The sequence below is a fragment of the Lactobacillus sp. MRS-253-APC-2B genome (assembly GCF_012843675.1).
Lineage (GTDB): Bacteria > Bacillota > Bacilli > Lactobacillales > Lactobacillaceae > Limosilactobacillus > Limosilactobacillus pulli.
Genome location: NZ_JABAFO010000015.1, coordinates 23,577 through 41,411, shown reverse-complemented (window position 1 = coordinate 41,411; position 17,835 = coordinate 23,577). Strand labels below are relative to the sequence as shown.

19 protein-coding genes are annotated in these 17,835 nt (G+C 42.8%); 11 read left to right on the top strand and 8 right to left on the bottom strand.

Annotation, left to right across the window (positions count from 1 at the left end):
- Nucleotides 1-210: 210 nt before the first annotated feature.
- Nucleotides 211-552 carry a helix-turn-helix transcriptional regulator gene (locus HF864_RS07640; RefSeq protein WP_045025376.1) on the top strand — a complete coding sequence of 114 codons (342 nt, stop codon included), beginning with the start codon at nucleotides 211-213 and terminating at the stop codon, nucleotides 550-552.
- A gap of 148 nt (nucleotides 553-700) precedes the next feature.
- Here the strand turns inward: HF864_RS07640 and HF864_RS07635 are convergent, their stop codons facing one another.
- The 3 genes from HF864_RS07635 to HF864_RS07625 form a co-directional block, all read right to left on the bottom strand.
- On the bottom strand, nucleotides 701-1,615 hold the full coding sequence (locus tag HF864_RS07635; protein ID WP_169462392.1) for a DNA/RNA non-specific endonuclease: 915 nt from the start codon (nucleotides 1,613-1,615) through the stop codon (nucleotides 701-703).
- 134 nt (nucleotides 1,616-1,749) lie between these two features.
- On the bottom strand, nucleotides 1,750-2,898 hold the full coding sequence (locus tag HF864_RS07630) for a site-specific integrase (protein WP_169462391.1): 1,149 nt from the start codon (nucleotides 2,896-2,898) through the stop codon (nucleotides 1,750-1,752).
- Between the two features lie 746 nt (nucleotides 2,899-3,644).
- A complete protein-coding gene (locus HF864_RS07625; RefSeq protein ID WP_080890454.1) occupies nucleotides 3,645-4,163 on the bottom strand; it encodes a helix-turn-helix domain-containing protein in 519 nt (172 codons plus the stop codon).
- A gap of 170 nt (nucleotides 4,164-4,333) precedes the next feature.
- Between HF864_RS07625 and HF864_RS07620 the strand changes: the two genes are divergently transcribed.
- The 10 genes from HF864_RS07620 (at nucleotide 4,334) to HF864_RS07575 (ending at nucleotide 9,683) form a co-directional block, all read left to right on the top strand.
- Nucleotides 4,334-4,525: a helix-turn-helix domain-containing protein gene (locus HF864_RS07620; RefSeq protein WP_006500527.1), complete on the top strand. Its 192-nt coding sequence runs from the start codon at nucleotides 4,334-4,336 to the stop codon at nucleotides 4,523-4,525.
- Between the two features lie 2 nt (nucleotides 4,526-4,527).
- Entirely contained in the window at nucleotides 4,528-4,791 is a 264-nt protein-coding gene (locus tag HF864_RS07615; protein ID WP_169462390.1) for a hypothetical protein, read from the top strand.
- Nucleotides 4,792-5,109: 318 nt separating this feature from the next.
- Complete coding sequence (locus tag HF864_RS07610; RefSeq protein WP_169462389.1) at nucleotides 5,110-5,799, top strand: Rha family transcriptional regulator; 690 nt, start codon at nucleotides 5,110-5,112, stop codon at nucleotides 5,797-5,799.
- Between the two features lie 144 nt (nucleotides 5,800-5,943).
- Entirely contained in the window at nucleotides 5,944-6,189 is a 246-nt protein-coding gene (locus HF864_RS07605; RefSeq protein WP_039945995.1) for a hypothetical protein, read from the top strand.
- Nucleotides 6,179-6,397, top strand: a complete 219-nt coding sequence (locus tag HF864_RS07600; protein ID WP_169462388.1) for a hypothetical protein — start codon at nucleotides 6,179-6,181, stop codon at nucleotides 6,395-6,397. Before HF864_RS07605 ends, HF864_RS07600 begins: the two co-directional genes overlap by 11 nt.
- On the top strand, nucleotides 6,390-6,716 hold the full coding sequence (locus tag HF864_RS07595; protein ID WP_169462387.1) for a hypothetical protein: 327 nt from the start codon (nucleotides 6,390-6,392) through the stop codon (nucleotides 6,714-6,716). Before HF864_RS07600 ends, HF864_RS07595 begins: the two co-directional genes overlap by 8 nt.
- Before the next feature lie 11 nt (nucleotides 6,717-6,727).
- Nucleotides 6,728-7,063 (top strand): hypothetical protein, encoded by a 336-nt coding sequence (locus HF864_RS07590; protein WP_143113177.1) that lies wholly within the window; start codon nucleotides 6,728-6,730, stop codon nucleotides 7,061-7,063.
- Nucleotides 7,064-7,122: 59 nt separating this feature from the next.
- Entirely contained in the window at nucleotides 7,123-8,358 is a 1,236-nt protein-coding gene (locus HF864_RS07585) for a helix-turn-helix domain-containing protein (protein WP_169462386.1), read from the top strand.
- A gap of 334 nt (nucleotides 8,359-8,692) precedes the next feature.
- Nucleotides 8,693-9,163 carry a hypothetical protein gene (locus HF864_RS07580; RefSeq protein WP_169462385.1) on the top strand — a complete coding sequence of 157 codons (471 nt, stop codon included), beginning with the start codon at nucleotides 8,693-8,695 and terminating at the stop codon, nucleotides 9,161-9,163.
- A 67-nt stretch (nucleotides 9,164-9,230) separates the two neighbouring features.
- Entirely contained in the window at nucleotides 9,231-9,683 is a 453-nt protein-coding gene (locus HF864_RS07575) for an ArpU family phage packaging/lysis transcriptional regulator (protein ID WP_169462384.1), read from the top strand.
- A 762-nt stretch (nucleotides 9,684-10,445) separates the two neighbouring features.
- On the opposite strand, the gene HF864_RS07570 is transcribed toward HF864_RS07575, so the two are convergent.
- The 5 genes from HF864_RS07570 to HF864_RS07550 form a co-directional block, all read right to left on the bottom strand.
- The gene (locus tag HF864_RS07570) at nucleotides 10,446-11,837 is read right to left on the bottom strand and encodes a C69 family dipeptidase (RefSeq protein ID WP_169462383.1); all 1,392 of its coding nucleotides are present in this window, start codon (nucleotides 11,835-11,837) and stop codon (nucleotides 10,446-10,448) included.
- 97 nt (nucleotides 11,838-11,934) lie between these two features.
- On the bottom strand, nucleotides 11,935-13,371 hold the full coding sequence (locus HF864_RS07565) for an amino acid permease (RefSeq protein WP_169462382.1): 1,437 nt from the start codon (nucleotides 13,369-13,371) through the stop codon (nucleotides 11,935-11,937).
- Between the two features lie 300 nt (nucleotides 13,372-13,671).
- Complete coding sequence (locus HF864_RS07560) at nucleotides 13,672-14,916, bottom strand: glutamate-5-semialdehyde dehydrogenase (RefSeq protein WP_169462381.1); 1,245 nt, start codon at nucleotides 14,914-14,916, stop codon at nucleotides 13,672-13,674.
- A complete protein-coding gene (gene proB, locus HF864_RS07555) occupies nucleotides 14,917-15,747 on the bottom strand; it encodes a glutamate 5-kinase (RefSeq protein ID WP_169462380.1) in 831 nt (276 codons plus the stop codon).
- A 251-nt stretch (nucleotides 15,748-15,998) separates the two neighbouring features.
- The gene (locus HF864_RS07550) at nucleotides 15,999-17,780 is read right to left on the bottom strand and encodes a 1-deoxy-D-xylulose-5-phosphate synthase (RefSeq protein WP_169462379.1); all 1,782 of its coding nucleotides are present in this window, start codon (nucleotides 17,778-17,780) and stop codon (nucleotides 15,999-16,001) included.
- Between the last annotated feature and the right edge of the window lie 55 nt (nucleotides 17,781-17,835).

Here is a 17,835-nt window from a genome sequence, read left to right as displayed (position 1 = left end):
GTACGGTAACACCATTAAAGACCTTGATGGGTTTTTCTGTCCACTTAAATGTTCAACTTAAATTTTACAATCTGCCTTATGCAAAAAAAAATTACTCAAAAATTCTGTGAATTCTATAATATGTGCATTAATTGTAAAAATTGTTTCGTGAAACCGTTTATTCGTAACGTTAAAAATTTCAAATTTTTTAGTTAGATTTAAAAAGAGGGGGTGCCGGAAATTTTAAATATAGGCGAGAATATTAGAGCCTTCCGTAGAAGCCTCGGTATAACTCAAGAAAAACTTGCTGAAGAAAGCGGTTTGTCTGTCAATTTCATCTCACGATTAGAGAGAACGAGTGATCAAAACGTCAGCATCAAAACGCTTAACAAGATTGCCCACGCCATGCAAATCTCAACTGCACAATTGGTCGAGGACAGTCAGCGTGACCGCGAAACCTCTCTTTCTGTTAATCAGTTGATCTACCAGTTAAAATCGATGGATCCACAGCAGGCTGACAAGGCAGCCTACGCGATTTTACAGTTGATTGACGCGATTAAAGATACACAATAAAAAGAGGCTGGAAATAAAGTCTCAAAACAGAAAAATGGCTGAAGATTGCGTGACTTAAAACGTTGATCTTCAGCCATTTCTATTATTAAAATTGTTTTATTTTGTCAGAAAAATTAGTTTTTTCCCAACCTCTTTTTCTGTTCTGTGATCAATTGCTAGTGCTATTGGCCGTAACCGCACCCGTTGCATAGTTGACTACGATATTGTTTTGGACGTTGGGAACGAACACATTGAACTCCAGACTGCCATCACTGGATTTGGCTTCAATGTGGGCACCAGATGGAACCAAATTGGCACCGTCATAAATATCGGTTACCCGATAGCGGACCTTTTTATTTTGATCCAGGGCCTTTCTAACCAGTCCCTCATAGTAATTTTGACCGGTCGATGTCTCACTGGCTGCTTCATTGGCCCAAGCTGTCTGCGTAGCGATGTTTTTAGCATTGGACTCGGAGGCATCAAAGCCTGAAATCCCCCCAACCAGCGCATAACCCAGCAGATGACCGCGATCATAGGCATGTGATGGTCCGTTGGTCAGATTGGTAGCCTGCAAAAAGCCCGCTGGTTTCCAACTGGTCGCGCCATTGCCTGTTTGATCACGACTACGATACTGGCGCGTAGTTCTGTTCAGCCATGCATCCCCACGCCAGGCTCGCCCACGACTGTCAGTATAGTTGACGGCATAGGGTGCACTGCTGACACCAGCATTCAGACTGGTCTGATTATTGTTGACAATGTAGGCACCATGGCCATTCCAAGTCAGACTGCCACCAAGCTGTTCTTTAACGCCCGCCGACAAAACGGAGGCTGCCTTGGTTTGACTGGGCGTGATCAGCGTACTGGAGCCCTGACGCTGATAGTTGCTGGAACTCGTGCTGCTCTTACCGATTAGACTGCTCAGTTTTTCTTTTGCTTGGCTAGCTAGCGTCGTTGAGCTGCTGGTAGAGCTGATGGTGGAGTTAGTCGAGCTCGTTTGCGTACCAGGCTTGATTAAGCTGCTTAGCGCAAACAAAATTACAAAGGCCGTTAGCCAATGCAGGATCCGCCGCGTTTTTTTCTTCATTTAGTTTTCCTTACCTATCGATTGATTGCTAGTATTGCAGTTTTTCGTTTTTAAAAGTTAATGGCATCTATAAAGCTTATTATAAAGCATATCTACGAGATTATCATAATACGTCAACAGAAACTGTTAACAGATTATGCTTGCATGAACCGGATAAATTTATCAGCGGTATTTTTTCGCTGCTGCTTGGTAACATGAGCATAAATATCTAACGTTGTCTGAATATTGGCATGGCCTAACCGGTCTTTTACATCATTAACTGGTACACCGGCGGCCAATAGCAAAGAACAATGAGTATGACGCAAGCCATGAATCGGGATAATCTTTAGTTTGTTTCTGGTTTGTATCTTTCTGAAAATTCTGTTTAACGTTACCTTAGATAAATATTTGTTGTTTCTACCTTGAAAAACTATTTGATTGCCGTTTATTGCGTTATAGCCTAGTGCAAGCAGCGCCTTACGTTGTTTTAATTGCCATTGTCTTATAATTGCCATTGTCTGACTATCCATTGAAATGACACGCATTGATTTTTTTGTTTTTGTTGTCTGAACAATGGTATGGCCGTTTTCGTTTCTTGAAACTGTTTTATTAATGCTAATGGTGTTGTTGCTGAAATCAATATCATTCCAGGTCAACGCTAAAAGTTCACCCTTACGCATACCAGAATAAGCAAGCAAGCGAAAAGCAGCATAATATTTTAAGTCGCATTCTTTCTTACAGCAGTCTAGGAATTGGCCTAATTCTTGCTTGGTATAGTATTTATCTTTAGCATCTGAAGACTTAGAACGCGGCATTATGACACGTTTAATTGGATTGCTGCTAACGAGTTCAAGGCGATAAGCATAATCGAACACTTGACCAGACCGCGAAACAAGCATCTTAATAAATTTAGGATAGTCTTTTGACCATTGATTAATTACTTTCTGACAAATAGCCGGCGTAATCTTATCCATGTAACGATTGCCTAATTCTGGTAAAATGTAATTATCGAATAATATTTTGATATTGTAGGCAGTTGACGGTTTAATATCTTGGTTATGCTGCTGAAACCATAAATCGTAAACATCTTTAAACGTGTAGCGTTTGGGACGCGGCTTTAATTGCCCGTTTTCAAACGCTTTTTTTGTATCCAGATAAGCAGACAAAGCAGAATCGAAATCTTTAAAACCCCGCTTTTGAATTGTCTTTGAATAGTCCTTGTTGGTATCTTGACCGCCATAAAAGCGAAAGCCGTATTTAGTGCCGTGCTTAGTTTCATATTCGTAAATTGGAATCTTATTCATGATTAGCCCCCCTATTTTGCTTTTAGGACAACGACACGCAAAAAAATAGGACGATACATGAATAAACTTTCGCCACAAGTGGAGAATTTACAAGTTTGTACGCTTGTACCAACAAGTAGCAGATATTGCACTTTCGACACTTTTGCCGAAAGCAGCCGAATCCAAAACTGGATTGGGCCACCTTAAAAATAAGGAAACCCAACAAGCGGCAGAGATGAACCAATCAACCCATAGTCAGAAAACATATACTTTGAAAGTATCTGTTTTGAAACCCAACAAGCGGCAGAGATGAACCAATCCAAAAATGGATCGGTTGGAGATGAGCTCAAAATTGAGCCCGTTAAAAGTTGGCCACAATTGGACAACTCAAAAGCCAAAACTGGATTTTGAACAACATTTACCAATACACAAAGGCCCTTTTTGCACTTACTAAAAAGTATTAGCTTTTAACGAATCGTTAAAAGCCTTATCTATCAGCAATCCTAACAACCGTAAAAACTTTAACGCTTGTTCAATTGGCTATTCGCTGCCTGGTTGATTGTGAACGTTGCTATCAGATAATCGCTTTTACATCATTATCTTTGATAGCAGCAAGGTTCTAACGTTTCGTTATAAGCCCCACACATCAAGCATGAAAGCCGTTTTTTTAGCTTATAGCATTTTGCTAGAAGCCCCATGTAATAGGGTTTCGAGGGTGTAAAAACATTTACGCCGTTCAACCACCTTTTTAAATGCTTTTGACGCATTTAGAAGATTGACGGAAGTTGAAATTCTGGGAGTTCAGATCCTAATTCATCGATAGAATTTTGAATCGATTTATATTTTTCTGCCATTTTGGCATTACTGTTTGATTTTGCATATAAGAAAATTGTCAGCAATTCAGTTACCGTGAACACAAAGTTATCGAATTCTTGGGGATCACTTATTTTAGACTGTAATTCTTCCAATTTTTTCTTTTTTTCGTTGGAAATCGTTTCAAAAAGAATTTTAGTCAGTCGCGAATATTGCGATGAAGATATATCATTCACAGTGTCAAGAGCAGATTTAACTACCTTATCAGTTCCTAGCAAATAAGAAATCGAAACATTACCAAGATCAGCGATCGCTTTTAATCTTTTTTTGTTTGGGCTGCCGCCATGTTCCCACCTTGAAACAGCACTTTTTGGTGCTGGAGGGTCAAACATTCTTCCAAATTCTTCTTGGGTTTTGCCTAACGATAGCCTAATTTTCTTTATACGATCACCTAATTCAACATTATAGGACAAACAAATCACACCTTACTAATTCAAAAAAGTTCAACGTATTTTATTGACTTAAGTATAGTTTAGGTTTTAATATTAGGTCAAGCGAGTTCAAAAAAGTTACGTTTTGAAACATCGCTATTTTTTTAATACGTTTGTTCAAAAAAGTTCAATTCTTGGGAGAAGGTGAAATTATGACGAATGCTTATTTTAACTACAAGCAGGCAATGGAATACTTGGGAATCAAGTCAAAAGCGACTTTTGGCAAGTACATCAAGCAAGGGCTGCCAACAATCAAGGTTGGCCGGTCAAAGCGAATCAGTAAGACCGCGATTGATAAGTTCATGGCAGAACATCAATCAAGCACGATCAAGGGGGACAAGTAACCATGATTGAAGAACAGTTAGATCAGAAACAGCAGCAGAATATCATGCTGCTAGTTGAAACAGCCGTTAATAATGGCGTTCAAAGGGCCTTACATCCCCGTTACGAGTGGATGAACAACAAGCAAATTTGCCAATGGTTAGCCATTAGCAAGACCACGCTTTATAAATGGCGAAAGTTGGGCCTGCCATATAGCAGCGTTGAGGGTATGAGCGTTTACAACAAGGCGCAAGTTAACGAATGGCTTTTAGCACACGGCAATAAGTAGAACAACGGACAACGACACGCAAAAGAGTAGGACAATCAATGATCACACAAATTAAAAACGATATGGCCGCCCTAATCGACACACAAGGCGAGCCAATGACAAAAACAGATGCTGCCTTTTGGTACGTATGTTTGAACGCGGTAACTTTTGCGGTCTTGGGACTGTATGGAGTAGCCGCAATTAATATTTGCGAATTATACCGGTACGGAAAACGCTGCTTTAACAATTAGGAGGCTACTTATGAATGTATTAATGGCGCTGGTTGGCTTGGGACTATATCTGTATATCGATAGCTTGGACGATTAACGAGGTGATTATATGGACACTGAAAAGATTATCAAGGCAGCCGGGAATGCTGAATTAGCAAAGAATTTTAGCGACCTGGTATTTTTAGGCAACGTAACAGAAGAACCCTACACAACAGATGAAATTGTCGCAGCTTATTCTGGATACTCTTTGCACGCGTTAAAGAATATGATCAGAAAACATAAAACACGACTTGAAAAGTTTGGACGATTAAACACTCACGAGGTGCGTTTAATCGGACGAGGACGACCGGTCAAAACATATCGATTAAATGAACCGCAAGCAACCGCATTAATAACCTATCTAGGGAATACAAAGCGAGTTCTTGACTTTAAAGACAATTTAGTTGCTGCCTTTTTCAAAATAAGAAACGAAAAGCTAGAGCAGATTAAAAACCGCGCTAGGTCAATACCAGAGCGCCGGACGCTTACAGATGCAATCCAGAATTGGCCTAATTGCAATCAATGGACGTATAAGACCATTACTGACTTGATATTGAAGAAAACAACAGGGATGAACGCAAAGCAGATTAAGAGCCGGCGAAACGTATCCAATGCAATGGACGGGCTAACACTGAAAGAACAGCAGACTTACAACGCAATTCAGAGTGTAGTAATTGGCCTGCTTGACTTGAAACAGTCATATCAGCAGATTAAGGCGCTGCTTAACTCAATGGATAGCAGCGGACTGTTAGAGGGCTGATACTAACCCCTTGTCGTGCCCGCTTGTGGGCATGGACAGATATCTGACTGTTAGAGGACTGATACTAACATCACCTATTGCTGATCAGAGCAAATTAAAAGGCGCTGCCATAACGACAACGCCGGAATCAAGCGAGGAAAAACCATGCAAAAAATATCTTTTAAGTTGTTAGATCTGTTAGAAACCAATATTAGCGATATTGATAACGCAAGCAAAATCCTATCAGATTATTTTGAAGAATTGACGGACACTGAGCCGGACTTATTGAAAGCTAAATTAGCAGACGTTTCACCGCTTATTGATTTAATGCTTAAAACTATCTATAACGCGGTTGATGCTGCCAACGATAAATTGCGAGTAATTGACGAGGCACAAAGTAATGAGCGATAAAACTGATTTTTGGGCTGAATACTTTAAACAGCCAAGCCCGGACAAAGAAACAATAGAGTTTAACAAACAGCTAGATAAAGGAATCCAGGAAATGTTTGACGATAGCAGGCTACTCGACAAAGAAACAATAGAATTCGACCAATGGTTAGAGAAAGAAATTCAGAAAAAGCTATTCAATACTGAAAGCGAGGACAACGAACATGAATGATTTAACAGTAATTACGATTGAACATCCAGAGAGCGGACGCAAGGCGCTTTTACTTACAGAGAGCGGACGCGAAAACAGTTTAATTGAAAATGGCATTACGGGCGCAAGAATCGAACAAAAAGCCATTGAGGATAAAACAGCTTTGTTCATCAACACACCGGACGATAAAACCGCGCTGCTAATTGGAGATGAAACGCTATTGAACGATTTAGAGGCATTTAAGAGTGCTAACACAAAGAAAATCCATTTAGCACTAGACGGCTTATCAGGCCAATTAAAGGCAGCAGTTCAACGTTTGATCGACATCTATTTAAATTAAGAGGTGATTATATGAGCCAATACCAAAACAAACGCATGACCAAAGATGAACGCCGGTTAATTGAGTTCCTGCCAAAAGGTAGCGAACGGCCGCGACCATTAAAAGAGTTGTCTAAATTGTTATATGGAGATGCTGAAAGCAACAACACACGCAAGACCAGGCGAATCATTAACAGCCTAGTGATCAATTATGAAATTCCAGTAGGATCAAAGCATAACCGGCCTAATGGCTACTTTTTGATCACTAACGAGGCAGAACGACAAATAGCACTTAAAACGTTAGATGCACAATCAGCAGACCTAATCAATCGAGCAGCACACTTACAGAAAGCGTCATTTTGGCGGTAATAGATGAACGGGCGCGACCACTTTAAGCCCTTTAATCTATGGAAAGAGAGAGGGACAAAATGGAATCAGAAAACATCAAGCGTTCAAATTGGGACGCTATATTACCCGCTAAAGTTCGTTATGATAGCCGGTTAAAAGGCGAGGCCAAAGTTCTATATAGTGAAATTCTTTTGTTATCAAGTCAAAAAGGATATTGCTATGCAACAGACAAATATTTAGCTGAATCTTACAGCAGCAGTCAGCGCAGTATTAACCGCCATATTGCAAGCCTTAAAAAATTTGGATATATCAAAATTGAAACCAAACGACAAGGAAAACGAATAACCGAACGGCATATATACCCGTTAGAATTGCCTAAAATGACAATTGCTGACAATGGCAAAGGTACAGCCAAAGTTGGCAATACCTTAGTAGGTATAGACAAAATTGGCAATAGGGGTATAGACAAAATTGGCGTAGTAAATGACTCTAACTCTAATGAATCTAATATTAATAAAGAGATAGAGAAAGAGGGTCAATCAACAAGTGATTGCCCTACCCCTTTTATTGAATTTAAAAATCTTTATTGGTACGAAAACAAGTTAGGCAGCTTAGACGGCAAACTTAAATTGCTACTGGATAAGTATTTAACATCTCTGCCAGTTAACGTTATTCAGTATGCAATCGACAAGGCAGCCAAAAAGGACAAACTTAAATCCAGTTATGGCTATCTGAATAAGGTTTTAGCTGACTATCAGACAAATAACATTCAAACACTGGACGACCTGGAACGGTTAAATGCTGAGCGCTATAAGCAAAACGGCATTAACGACCTAAACGAGTCTAGCAATGGCAAACAGCAGTCTGAAACCAAGTCAATCAGTGAATGGCAGAAAGAGCAGCAAGCTATCAGCCAACATGATATAGACGAGAATCGCAAATATGGCCTGCCTGAATGGTTTGACGCTAAAATGAGAGAATCAGAGCTTGCGACTGAAAAAGAACGAGAATCAAACAGCCTTGACGATACAAAGATCGAAAGCAAGCAACCGGACGACAAAGCCAACAATGACAATCAGCAAGACAAAACCAAAGTTAAGGACGGTCAGCCCGTAATTATACAAAAGACACCGGCTGAAAGACCTAAAATGACACAAAACGAACAGATCAACATAATTAATGGAATTGCTGCCTTGCAAAATGGTGAACGGCTAACCAAGTATCAGATTGAGTTGATTGAGCGGTTTGACAACAGCGAAAAGGATTTAGAGCTGCTGAGAGCATATAAACATCAAGCTGGTATCAAAGTTAGATAAGTGATGCACAACAGCATTCAATTAAACAGGCCTGAGAGTCCCGTATGATCATTTTAGGCAGAGAATGGATAAATTACCCTTAATGATTTATATATCTTTCATATCGTGATAACAGGATAAAAAGAGAGCATGAAACAGCCTGCTGAGAACATCCACTAACCTTATGGCAAACATATATTTGTTTTCACGTATCAAAACCCTATTTGCAATTTAATAGGTCTGAGAGTCCCGTATGAGCGTTTTAAGCCCTAAATGGATAATTACCCTATCAGAACATTATATTGATGAGATAGAGCAATCAGACCGCTAAAATCAAAAGAGAGGTAAAAAGACAATGCAAAAGAAAATTGAATATCCCGTTTTAGTCGAACAGATGCACGCTTATTTAATCAGCAGAGGCATCAACAACGTTAGCAAACTAACGCTATTTAATGAAATGGTCAAAGACGGCATGATAAACAAGAACGGTCAGCCAACTAAAAAGGCCATAGAAAATGGATTAATTGAGGCAGCAGACTATAACGACTTAAACCCAATTCAGCAGTTCAAAGCATACTATCCACAATTTAGCGCAGTACCTGATAAGTTCTTTCAGGTTGACGAGCAAAACAATGTATTAATTGGTTTTAAGGGTTTTGCATGGTACGCAAGCAGGTTAATCAATGACGAGAACGCAAGCATTCAAGAATTAAATGCTACAAAACAAATATTGGCACTCTATAAGCAACGCGGCTTAACAGATCAGAGCGAACAGCAAGCCAACAGCCTAATTGAATCAATTGATCGTTTAAGCAGTGCAAAGTAAGCCGCTATAATATACAGATTTTACACCGCTGAAAAAGCCTATCAGCATTATAGTTTGTAGCCGTGTTTTGAATGGAGATGAAAGTTTGGGAGTCCTTTTTGAGTTTGAGCCGGTCAATGAGAAAGAAACTAATTTACAAGTAAGAGAATTTTTTGATAAGGACGTTCAGAAACTACAAGACCTAGCAAACGAAACGCTACAAGGTATTATTAAATCACCTAGTTTTGACGGAATCGGCAGCGCTGATCATGCAACGAACAAAAGCGAGGAACATTATATTAGAGTTGTTGACGCAAAGAATGAGCTTGAAATTATAGCCAAAGCGATTAATAATTGCCCTGCCCTATCAAAAAAGATTTTGAATTTGCGTTTTGTTCAGGGCTTGCAACAATGGCAGATTAAGGAACAGCTATCGTTGAGCAGTAATAAGCAATATCAGAAATACCGGCGCAAGGCTTATTGTGATTTTGCTGATCAATACTCACGATATGGCAGAGATTTAAGAATAATGAACGATTAAAGGGAATGCACAACGGCATTCCTTTTTTGTTTGCCTTATATTGGCTTTCAGACGCAACGAAAAGTAGTAGCTGCTTATAGTTGATCGTTCATGATCGTTAAAAGAGGAAAGCTCAAAATTGAGCCTTGACCAATTTTAGGCTTACCTAGTTGACATAATTGGACAAAACGGCCCTTTTTACAAATTAGATGAAGACATCAAGACTTGGCAAAACGCCGCTTAAATGAGTTCAATATTAATTCGACAGTCGAGAAAATGGAGAGCCCAAAAATGGACTATCAAAAGCCCTGATCAGCTTATAGCAAAATGCTAAAAGCCTTATAGAACGGCAATCATAACGACCGTACCTTTAAGTACGCTGGTTGCGAACCTTAAAAAACCTAACATAGTCAGCGCCTAGAATTAGACAATATCAAGCAGCAAATGGCCGTTTTCAAGGGACGAATAACAGCTAACAGTTCCTCGCTATGTTTGAGCTTGCGAATGGTATTCCTAAAAAATAAATTGCTTTGGTCTAACAGCCTACACAAAATAAAAAGGCTGCTGCCTGATATGTAGGAATAGTAGCGCCATAAAAAGAGCAAAATAAAAGAGATGCTATAAAACATCTCTTGAAAGTCGTTCTATTCTTTTGAGTGCCGTTGTCTTTTGGTTAACAGAAAACGTCAACAGAACGCCAACAGATATTTGAGTTCGTATCAGTGATCACAAAATTAAGAATGCTGATATATCAACGATTGTAGACCATAGCAAACTATCAAATTAATAACTTAATTTTTCGTTTTTAAAGGCTTCCTTGACCATCTTACCCAAGAGTTTGGTACTTTCATTTAACGAAATCTGAGCCATTTTTTCATTGGTCTTGGTCAGTTCAGCACTGAGTAATGACTGATCTTCAATGTCAGCTGCCTTGGCGTCCATTTGCTCCTGCAGTTGGCGACAGGCAGCAACGACCGTCTGTTCAAAGGCTTCTTCCATCATTTCATAGCGCTGATAGTTTTGATCACCCAGCGCTGCAATCGTATGCGTCAGCCAATACATGTTCTGCAGATCAAAATCACCAGTCGTGTTCTTATAAGGAGCCGGCGTATCATCGATATTGGCATAAAACGGCACGACAGCATTAAACGTATTAGGTCCAAATGCCAGCCAGTGCACGCCGGCAATTGAGTCAGGCACGTGATTTCTGATCTGCAGCATATGGATCTCAAGATTTCGATTCAAGGCAATTGGACGATATTTCTGCCGCTCATTAACCGGACCATGACCATATGGATCATAATCGGTCTGTTGGAAATGCGAGCTCATCGCCTGCTTGACGTCTTCAATGGCTAATTTATGCTTGGGATGACAAACAAATGGCAGATCCTGATCAGTTGGCTGCTGCTCTGCTTCATCACTCAGCAGCCTTTGTACGTACCAGGCCCGTGGGTAATTGTAACGTGCATCGCTGGCCGTACGACTGCCAAAAATCTCGCGCAGATTCAGACCATGTTCTGGATTCAGATGATGCTGCTTGATAAAAGTTGGTAAATCAGCAGAATACATCGATGAGTCGCTTTCAAAATCATAATCGGCAATATTAAACTGATTTGGCGCAATTACATAAGCATCGTCAGGAATTTTCTGAGCTGCCCAGTGATGGCCGCCAATCGTCTCAAAATACCAGACTTCATCGTGATCGCTAAATGCAATTCCGTTTGATTCATAAGTACCGTATTGCTCCAGCAAATGGCCCAGCCGCTTGACGCCTTCACGTGCCGATTTGATATATGGCAATACCAAAACGACAAAATCTTCTTCACCAATTCCACTTTCGGTATTATAGGGATCGGCACCAAGCACGCGCGCATTGGTGGTTGCCGTTTCGGTTGCGGTCATGGCAACGTTGGCCGCATTAATGCCCCCAGCGGCAAAAACGCCCGCACTGTCGTCAGCATCCGGTACCGATGTATACTTAAGCGGATTATCGGGCAGCTCCAACGTAAATTTAGTCGTTTTGGATGCGTAGTGGAGTGGCTGGTCTTTAGGATCAACGACCACGAAGCGCTGCGGATCAAACGCATTGCCATAGTCTTCTTGCCGGCAGATCAAGGTTGAACCGTCAAGCGTGGCTGCCTTGCCTGCCAAAAAAGTCGTACAGGTATGTTTCATTGCAATCTCTTCCTTAAAAATATTGATTAATCAAAATTATAGCATAGCAATCCTGTCAAAAAGCGCCCGGCCGATTCGACCAGACGCTTTTTATCAATTATTTATGACGATTTAAATGATGCTCGTTTTCAAATTCCGTTTCTTCACTAGCTTCTGGTTCCTCATGCTTACGAACGCGCACGAAGTAGATGATTGACATGATTACCAAGAAGATCACCCCAACAGAAACCGAGATGCGCGTATCCGGATTGATAAACATAAAGGCCAGGATCAGCAGCAATGCCGCCGTAGCAAAGTAGTTGTAGAGCGGGAACAGTGGCATCTTGAATGGATGATTCTCCATCAGGTTGGGATTTTGTTTTCTAAAGTGCAGCTCAGAAATCAAAATAACGAACCATGGCACCATCCCCGGCAACACTGAGGCACTGTAGACGATGACAAACAGATTGGAAGCCGTTTTGCTCATCTGGGTCAGAATCGTGTTAAGCACAAAGCCAACCAGAATCCAGCCAGCAATCGTCAAAATCGCCACGTTTGGCACGACGCGCTTAGACAGCTTGGAGAAAAACGGAGAGACCTCATGATCAACCGACAGCTTAAACAGCATCCGGCTGGCACTGTAAATCCCCGAATTGGCCCCTGACATGGCGGCCGTCAAAACGACAAAGTTGATCAAACCGGCTGCCCCAGTGATTCCGACTTTTTCAAAAGTTTCCACAAATGGCGAGCCCACTGCACTCAATTGATTCCAAGGATAAATCGAAACGATTACGAAAATAGCTCCGATATAGAAAATCAGAATCCGCCAGATTACGGACTTGACTGACTTAACAATGGCTTTTTGTGGCGAGGCCGTCTCACCAGCCGCAATCCCTAACAGCTCAATCCCTTGATATGAACCGGCAATCACAGCCAAAGAGAAGAAGAAGCCTTTCCAGCCGTTCGGGAAAAAGCCGCCATGCGACCACAGATTGGAAATGCCGACTGGATGCCAGTTATTGCCCAGACCAAAGACGATTACCATTAAACCAACGACGATCATCAAAATAATCGTTACGACCTTGATCATGGCAAACCAGAATTCCAATGAGCCATATGCCTTAGCCGAAACCAGGTTGGCCAGCGTCAAGATGACAATTAAAATGATCCCCGAGATCCAGTCTGGTAAGTTGGGCCACCAGTAGTTCAGATACTGCGACATGGCAATCACGTCAGAGATCCCAACGATGATAAACTGAAAGACGTTGCTCCACTTAACCAAATAGCCTGATAGTGGATTGATGTATTTGGTACCGTAATCGGCAAACGAACCCGTTCCCGGATTTAGATAGATCATTTCCCCCAAGGCCCGCATCATGGCATACAAAACCAGACCAACCAGGGCATAGGCCAACAATACCGATGGCCCAGCCCATTTGATGGTTGAAGTAGCCCCCATAAACAGACCACTACCAATCGTTCCACCGATGGCTATCATTTCCATCTGCCCCGTCGTCATTGAACGTCGCAGATGACCGCTGTTCTGCTGTTCCATAGAAAAAACTCCTTTATTTTCAGCCAAACAAAAAGCCGATCGAATCCACCCATCTCAATCCCACTTAAGACTTTCTGTAAGTGGTTGAGCGGATTCGATCAGCTGTTAACTGCTTTATTGATATCCAGATTGAAGAACTCAACCACTTTAGATTGTTGTGGTTGAGGTGGAGGTTAGCTGAATCATGTGCATCTTTAATTGTCGAATTAGCATCTCAGCTACCTCCTTAAAACTTAGTATGCTATTAGAATAGCATTAGAAAATGATTTATGCAACTAATTTTATTAAAATTGCCAAAAATCAGTGACGAATCTGGCCATTGCCAATAATCTGATACTTAATCGTCGTCAACTGATCCAATCCCATTGGGCCTCTGGCATGCAGTTTTTGCGTACTGATACCGATCTCAGCGCCAAAGCCAAACTGACCACCGTCCGTAAAGCGCGTAGATGCATTGACATAAACACAGGCCGAATTAATCTGGTTTAAGAAGGCCTGCCCCCGCTCTAAGTCATCGGTAATGATGGCTTCGGAATGGTGAGTGCTGTGCGCATTGATATGCTTAACCGCGTCATCAAATGAATCTACGACCTTGACTGCCATAATCAGATCATTGTATTCGGTATCCCAGTCTTCTTTGGTAGCTGGCTGCATGTCAGAAACAATCGCGCAGGCCCGCTCATCGCCACGCAACTGAACGCCATGTGCCTGCAGACTCTTGGCTAATACCGGCAGATAGGCATCAGCAACGTCTTGGTGAATCAATAGTTTTTCGGCCGCATTGCAGACAGATGGCCGCTGGACCTTGGCATTAACCACGATTGCCTGGGCCATTTCCAGCCGCGCATCCTTGTCAACGTAGATATGGCAGTTGCCCGCCCCGGTTTCGATCACCGGTACCGTTGCCGTCTTGACCACGCGTTGAATCAAGCCACGACCACCACGCGGAATCAAGACGTCTAAGTAGTCGTTTAGATGCATCAGCTCACCGGCCGTCTCATGACTGGTATCAGTGATTAATTGGACGCTGTCTTTAGGCAGGTCTTGATCTTCCAGTGACTGCCGCAAAATGTTGGCCAAAGCGGCATTGGTGTGCAGGGCCTCCTTGCCACCACGCAAAATCACGGCATTGCCGCTCTTAAAAGTCAGCGCGGCTGCATCAACCGTAACGTTTGGTCGCGCCTCAAAAATAATGCCAATTACACCCAGTGGCACGCGCTTTTGCAAGATCTGCAGACCATCTGCCGTGTACCAGCCCTTATCGATTCTAGCAATCGGATCCGGCAGCTGGGCAACCGTCTTTAAGCCATTGGCCATATCATCAATACGGCTTTCATTGATCAACAGCCGGTCGGTAAACTTCTTTGGCATGGCGACGGCATTTTCCATATCGATCCGATTGGCCGCAATAATCTTGTCTTTGTTGTTCAGCAATGCTTGGGCCATCTGCAAAAGGGCCTGGTTCTTGGTGGCTGTGTCCAAGAGCATCAGTTTTTGTTCGGCTGCCTGGGCCCGCTGCCCCATTTTAATCAAAGTCGCGTTCATTTAAAATTCCTCCTTGTTGGCTGATAATGGCTTGATCGTGTTGCGGCCAAAGTGCGTACCAATTGGTTCACCATTGACCACCTTTAAGATGATGCGTGGATCTTGACCGTTGCAAAGCACCATTTGCCGATCCGCGTCTAAAATGGTCTCAGCTGCTCTAAGCTTGGTAACCATGCCGCCAGTCCCAAAACGCGTCGATGAACCTGTGGCACTCAGCCTGATTTCTGGTGTCAATTCAGTCACATTGTCAATCAAGCGGGCATCGTCATTTTTATGCGGATCCTTGTCAAACAAACCATCGATATCGGACAAAACAATCAAGAGATCCGCACCAATCCGTGTTGCCACCAGTGCCGACAATTCATCGTTGTCACTAAAAGTTGTGTGGTGATCCAATTCGTCAACACTGACAGGGTCATTTTCATTAATGATGGGCACGATTTTTTGCTGCAGCAGTGCCTCAATCGTATTCAACACATTGGTACGGTTGAGCGGATACTCCAGATTGTCGCGCGTCAGCAATAACTGTGCAATACGGGTCTGATAGTCCAAAAAGCGCTGTGAATAGATGCGCATCAATTCAACCTGTCCCAGTGATGCTAATGCCTGCTGCTCGGCAATGGCTGATGGCCGCTTGGTTTTGTTTAAGCTGGCCAAACCTGCCCCCATGGCCCCCGAAGATACCAAGACCACCTGATAGCCAGCGTTGTTTAGTGCCGACAGTGAATAAGCCAAGCGATCAATTGAAGGCAGATTGATGCGACCGTTTTTCATTACCAGACTGCTGGTCCCCACCTTGACAACCAGCCGGCGAATCGTTTTTGCTCCCATATTTTCACCTCATTATGAATAAGACAAAAAGCACGCCCTTAATCGAGACACCAGTGACGGCGGTACCATTCTCGTTTAAAGACGTGCTTTACCCTTTTAAAAGATTATTTTCGATGTAGCTATTCGCGACAGGGCTTCGGATACTAGCTCGCCTTTTCAGCTGCTGGCGATTCTCTGAACGATCCTTAATTGATTCGCGACGATATTGATTGAACTATAAAATGTTTTTTAAAAAAAGTCAAGCTGACAGCTTAGTAAATTGCCGAGTGCACGACCCGCTCGATGTCGTCTACGATCTGTTCTGGCGTTAGATGATACCATTCGTACAGCACCTCTAGCGGCACGTTATCGGCAAACTCGCGGGGTGCACCAAAGTTTAAGACCTTCATGTTGGTTGGTCCATAGTAGCGATCGATCGTTTCGCCAAAGCCACCGCTCAAATTGCCATCCTCAATCGTAACGACGATATCATGATCTTCTTGCAGATAGTGCAGATCGCGCTGATCAATGCTGGTAACGGACTTGGGGTTGATCAAGGTAGCATCGATATTAAGCTTTTCCTTTAGCTGACGGCAAACTTCTTCACCCAGCTTCCAAAAACCGCCCACGGCCATGATGGCAACCTCGCTGCCGTGGTGCGCAATATCGTAGTCGATTGCCGCATAGTTATCCTGCGTTGGCGTGCCATGCAAAAGCTCATGTTCCGGCTGACGAATAACAACCGGCGTATCGTTTTGCTTTAGTGCCCAACGCAGCATTGAGATCATTTCCTCAACATTGGTTGGCGCCAGGTATTCGATATTTGGCAGACTGCTAATGTAGGAAATATCAAACGTACCCTGATGCGTAGCCGAACCTGATGAGATCGTGCCACCACGAACGATCATGACGATTGGGTAGTCGTTTAAGGCTACGTCATGTACTAATTGATCATAGGCCCGCTGCAAGAACGTACTGCTTTCAAACAGCACTGGCCGCGCCCCGCCAGCTGCCATGGCAACAGCAGTCGTTACGGAATCTGGTTCGGCAATGCCCACGTCAAAATAGCGATCAGCATGCGCAGACTTAAAACGTTCCAGATCAAACATACCTGGAATAGCAGCATTAATGGCAACAACCGGCTTACCGGACTCAACTTGAGCATTGAGCTCATCAATCACCGCCGCACTATAGCTTTCTTTTGGCGACTGGTGCTTGCTTTTTCCCGTTTCAAGATCGAATGGTGCGCGCCAGTGGTATTCTTTTTGGTTATCAATGGCTGGCTGATAGCCCTTGCCTTTTTGCGTATTAACGTGCAAGACGATTGGGTGATCGATATTTTTAACCTCTTTAAAGACGTCAATCATCGCCTGAAGATCGTTACCATCAGCTACGTAGCGATAGTCTAATCCCATGAACTTAAAGATGTTGTTTGCTGACTGGCCCTGGGTATCACGCAGCTCTTTGAGGCCCTGGTACAGACCACCTTGATCCTCGTCAATCGACATTTGATTGTCATTAACCAAAATGATCAGATTACTCTTAAGCTTGGCTGCATTATTCAAACCTTCAAACGCCAGCCCGCCAGACAGTGAACCATCGCCAATTACAGCCATGACGTTTTCGTGACTATTGGGATTTACGAGATCGCGAGCCTGGGCCATTCCAACTGCCAGTGCAATTGACGTGGAAGTATGACCAACTTTAAAGAAATCATGTGGACTTTCGCTCGGATCAGTGTAGCCGCTGACGTCTTCATAATGATCTGGATCCAAAAATCCCAGCTTGCGACCCGTGAGCATCTTATGTGCATAGCATTGGTGCGACACGTCCCAGATCACTTTATCGTGTGGGGAGTCGAATACATAATGAAATGCAATCGTCAGCTCCATGACGCCAAGATTGGGACCGACATGCCCACCGACTGCACTGTCGCGTTCAAGTACCAGCTGCCGCATTTCTTTAGCCAGTTCCTTGAGCTGATCCAGGTTCATCGGTTTGATGTCTTGGGGCTCATCGACCTCATTCAGCAGGAAATCCGGATGTTGATTCATTTCTTCCACCTCTCAAATTGTAAACAAACTTCCTAGCTGTATATTCTACACCACT

What these genes read in the sequence shown, in the direction of transcription:
- HF864_RS07560 (WP_169462381.1), bottom strand. Translation starts at nt 14,916, where the DNA reads ATGAACGCGACTTTGATTAAAATGGGGCAGCGGGCCCAGGCAGCCGAA.
- HF864_RS07600 (WP_169462388.1), top strand. Translation starts at nt 6,179, where the DNA reads ATGAGCGATAAAACTGATTTTTGGGCTGAATACTTTAAACAGCCAAGC.
- HF864_RS07565 (WP_169462382.1), bottom strand. Translation starts at nt 13,371, where the DNA reads ATGGAACAGCAGAACAGCGGTCATCTGCGACGTTCAATGACGACGGGG.
- HF864_RS07620 (WP_006500527.1), top strand. Translation starts at nt 4,334, where the DNA reads ATGACGAATGCTTATTTTAACTACAAGCAGGCAATGGAATACTTGGGA.
- HF864_RS07580 (WP_169462385.1), top strand. Translation starts at nt 8,693, where the DNA reads ATGCAAAAGAAAATTGAATATCCCGTTTTAGTCGAACAGATGCACGCT.
- HF864_RS07570 (WP_169462383.1), bottom strand. Translation starts at nt 11,837, where the DNA reads ATGAAACATACCTGTACGACTTTTTTGGCAGGCAAGGCAGCCACGCTT.
- HF864_RS07595 (WP_169462387.1), top strand. Translation starts at nt 6,390, where the DNA reads ATGAATGATTTAACAGTAATTACGATTGAACATCCAGAGAGCGGACGC.
- proB (WP_169462380.1), bottom strand. Translation starts at nt 15,747, where the DNA reads ATGGGAGCAAAAACGATTCGCCGGCTGGTTGTCAAGGTGGGGACCAGC.
- HF864_RS07635 (WP_169462392.1), bottom strand. Translation starts at nt 1,615, where the DNA reads ATGAAGAAAAAAACGCGGCGGATCCTGCATTGGCTAACGGCCTTTGTA.
- HF864_RS07610 (WP_169462389.1), top strand. Translation starts at nt 5,110, where the DNA reads ATGGACACTGAAAAGATTATCAAGGCAGCCGGGAATGCTGAATTAGCA.
- HF864_RS07630 (WP_169462391.1), bottom strand. Translation starts at nt 2,898, where the DNA reads ATGAATAAGATTCCAATTTACGAATATGAAACTAAGCACGGCACTAAA.
- HF864_RS07615 (WP_169462390.1), top strand. Translation starts at nt 4,528, where the DNA reads ATGATTGAAGAACAGTTAGATCAGAAACAGCAGCAGAATATCATGCTG.
- HF864_RS07585 (WP_169462386.1), top strand. Translation starts at nt 7,123, where the DNA reads ATGGAATCAGAAAACATCAAGCGTTCAAATTGGGACGCTATATTACCC.
- HF864_RS07590 (WP_143113177.1), top strand. Translation starts at nt 6,728, where the DNA reads ATGAGCCAATACCAAAACAAACGCATGACCAAAGATGAACGCCGGTTA.
- HF864_RS07550 (WP_169462379.1), bottom strand. Translation starts at nt 17,780, where the DNA reads ATGAATCAACATCCGGATTTCCTGCTGAATGAGGTCGATGAGCCCCAA.
- HF864_RS07605 (WP_039945995.1), top strand. Translation starts at nt 5,944, where the DNA reads ATGCAAAAAATATCTTTTAAGTTGTTAGATCTGTTAGAAACCAATATT.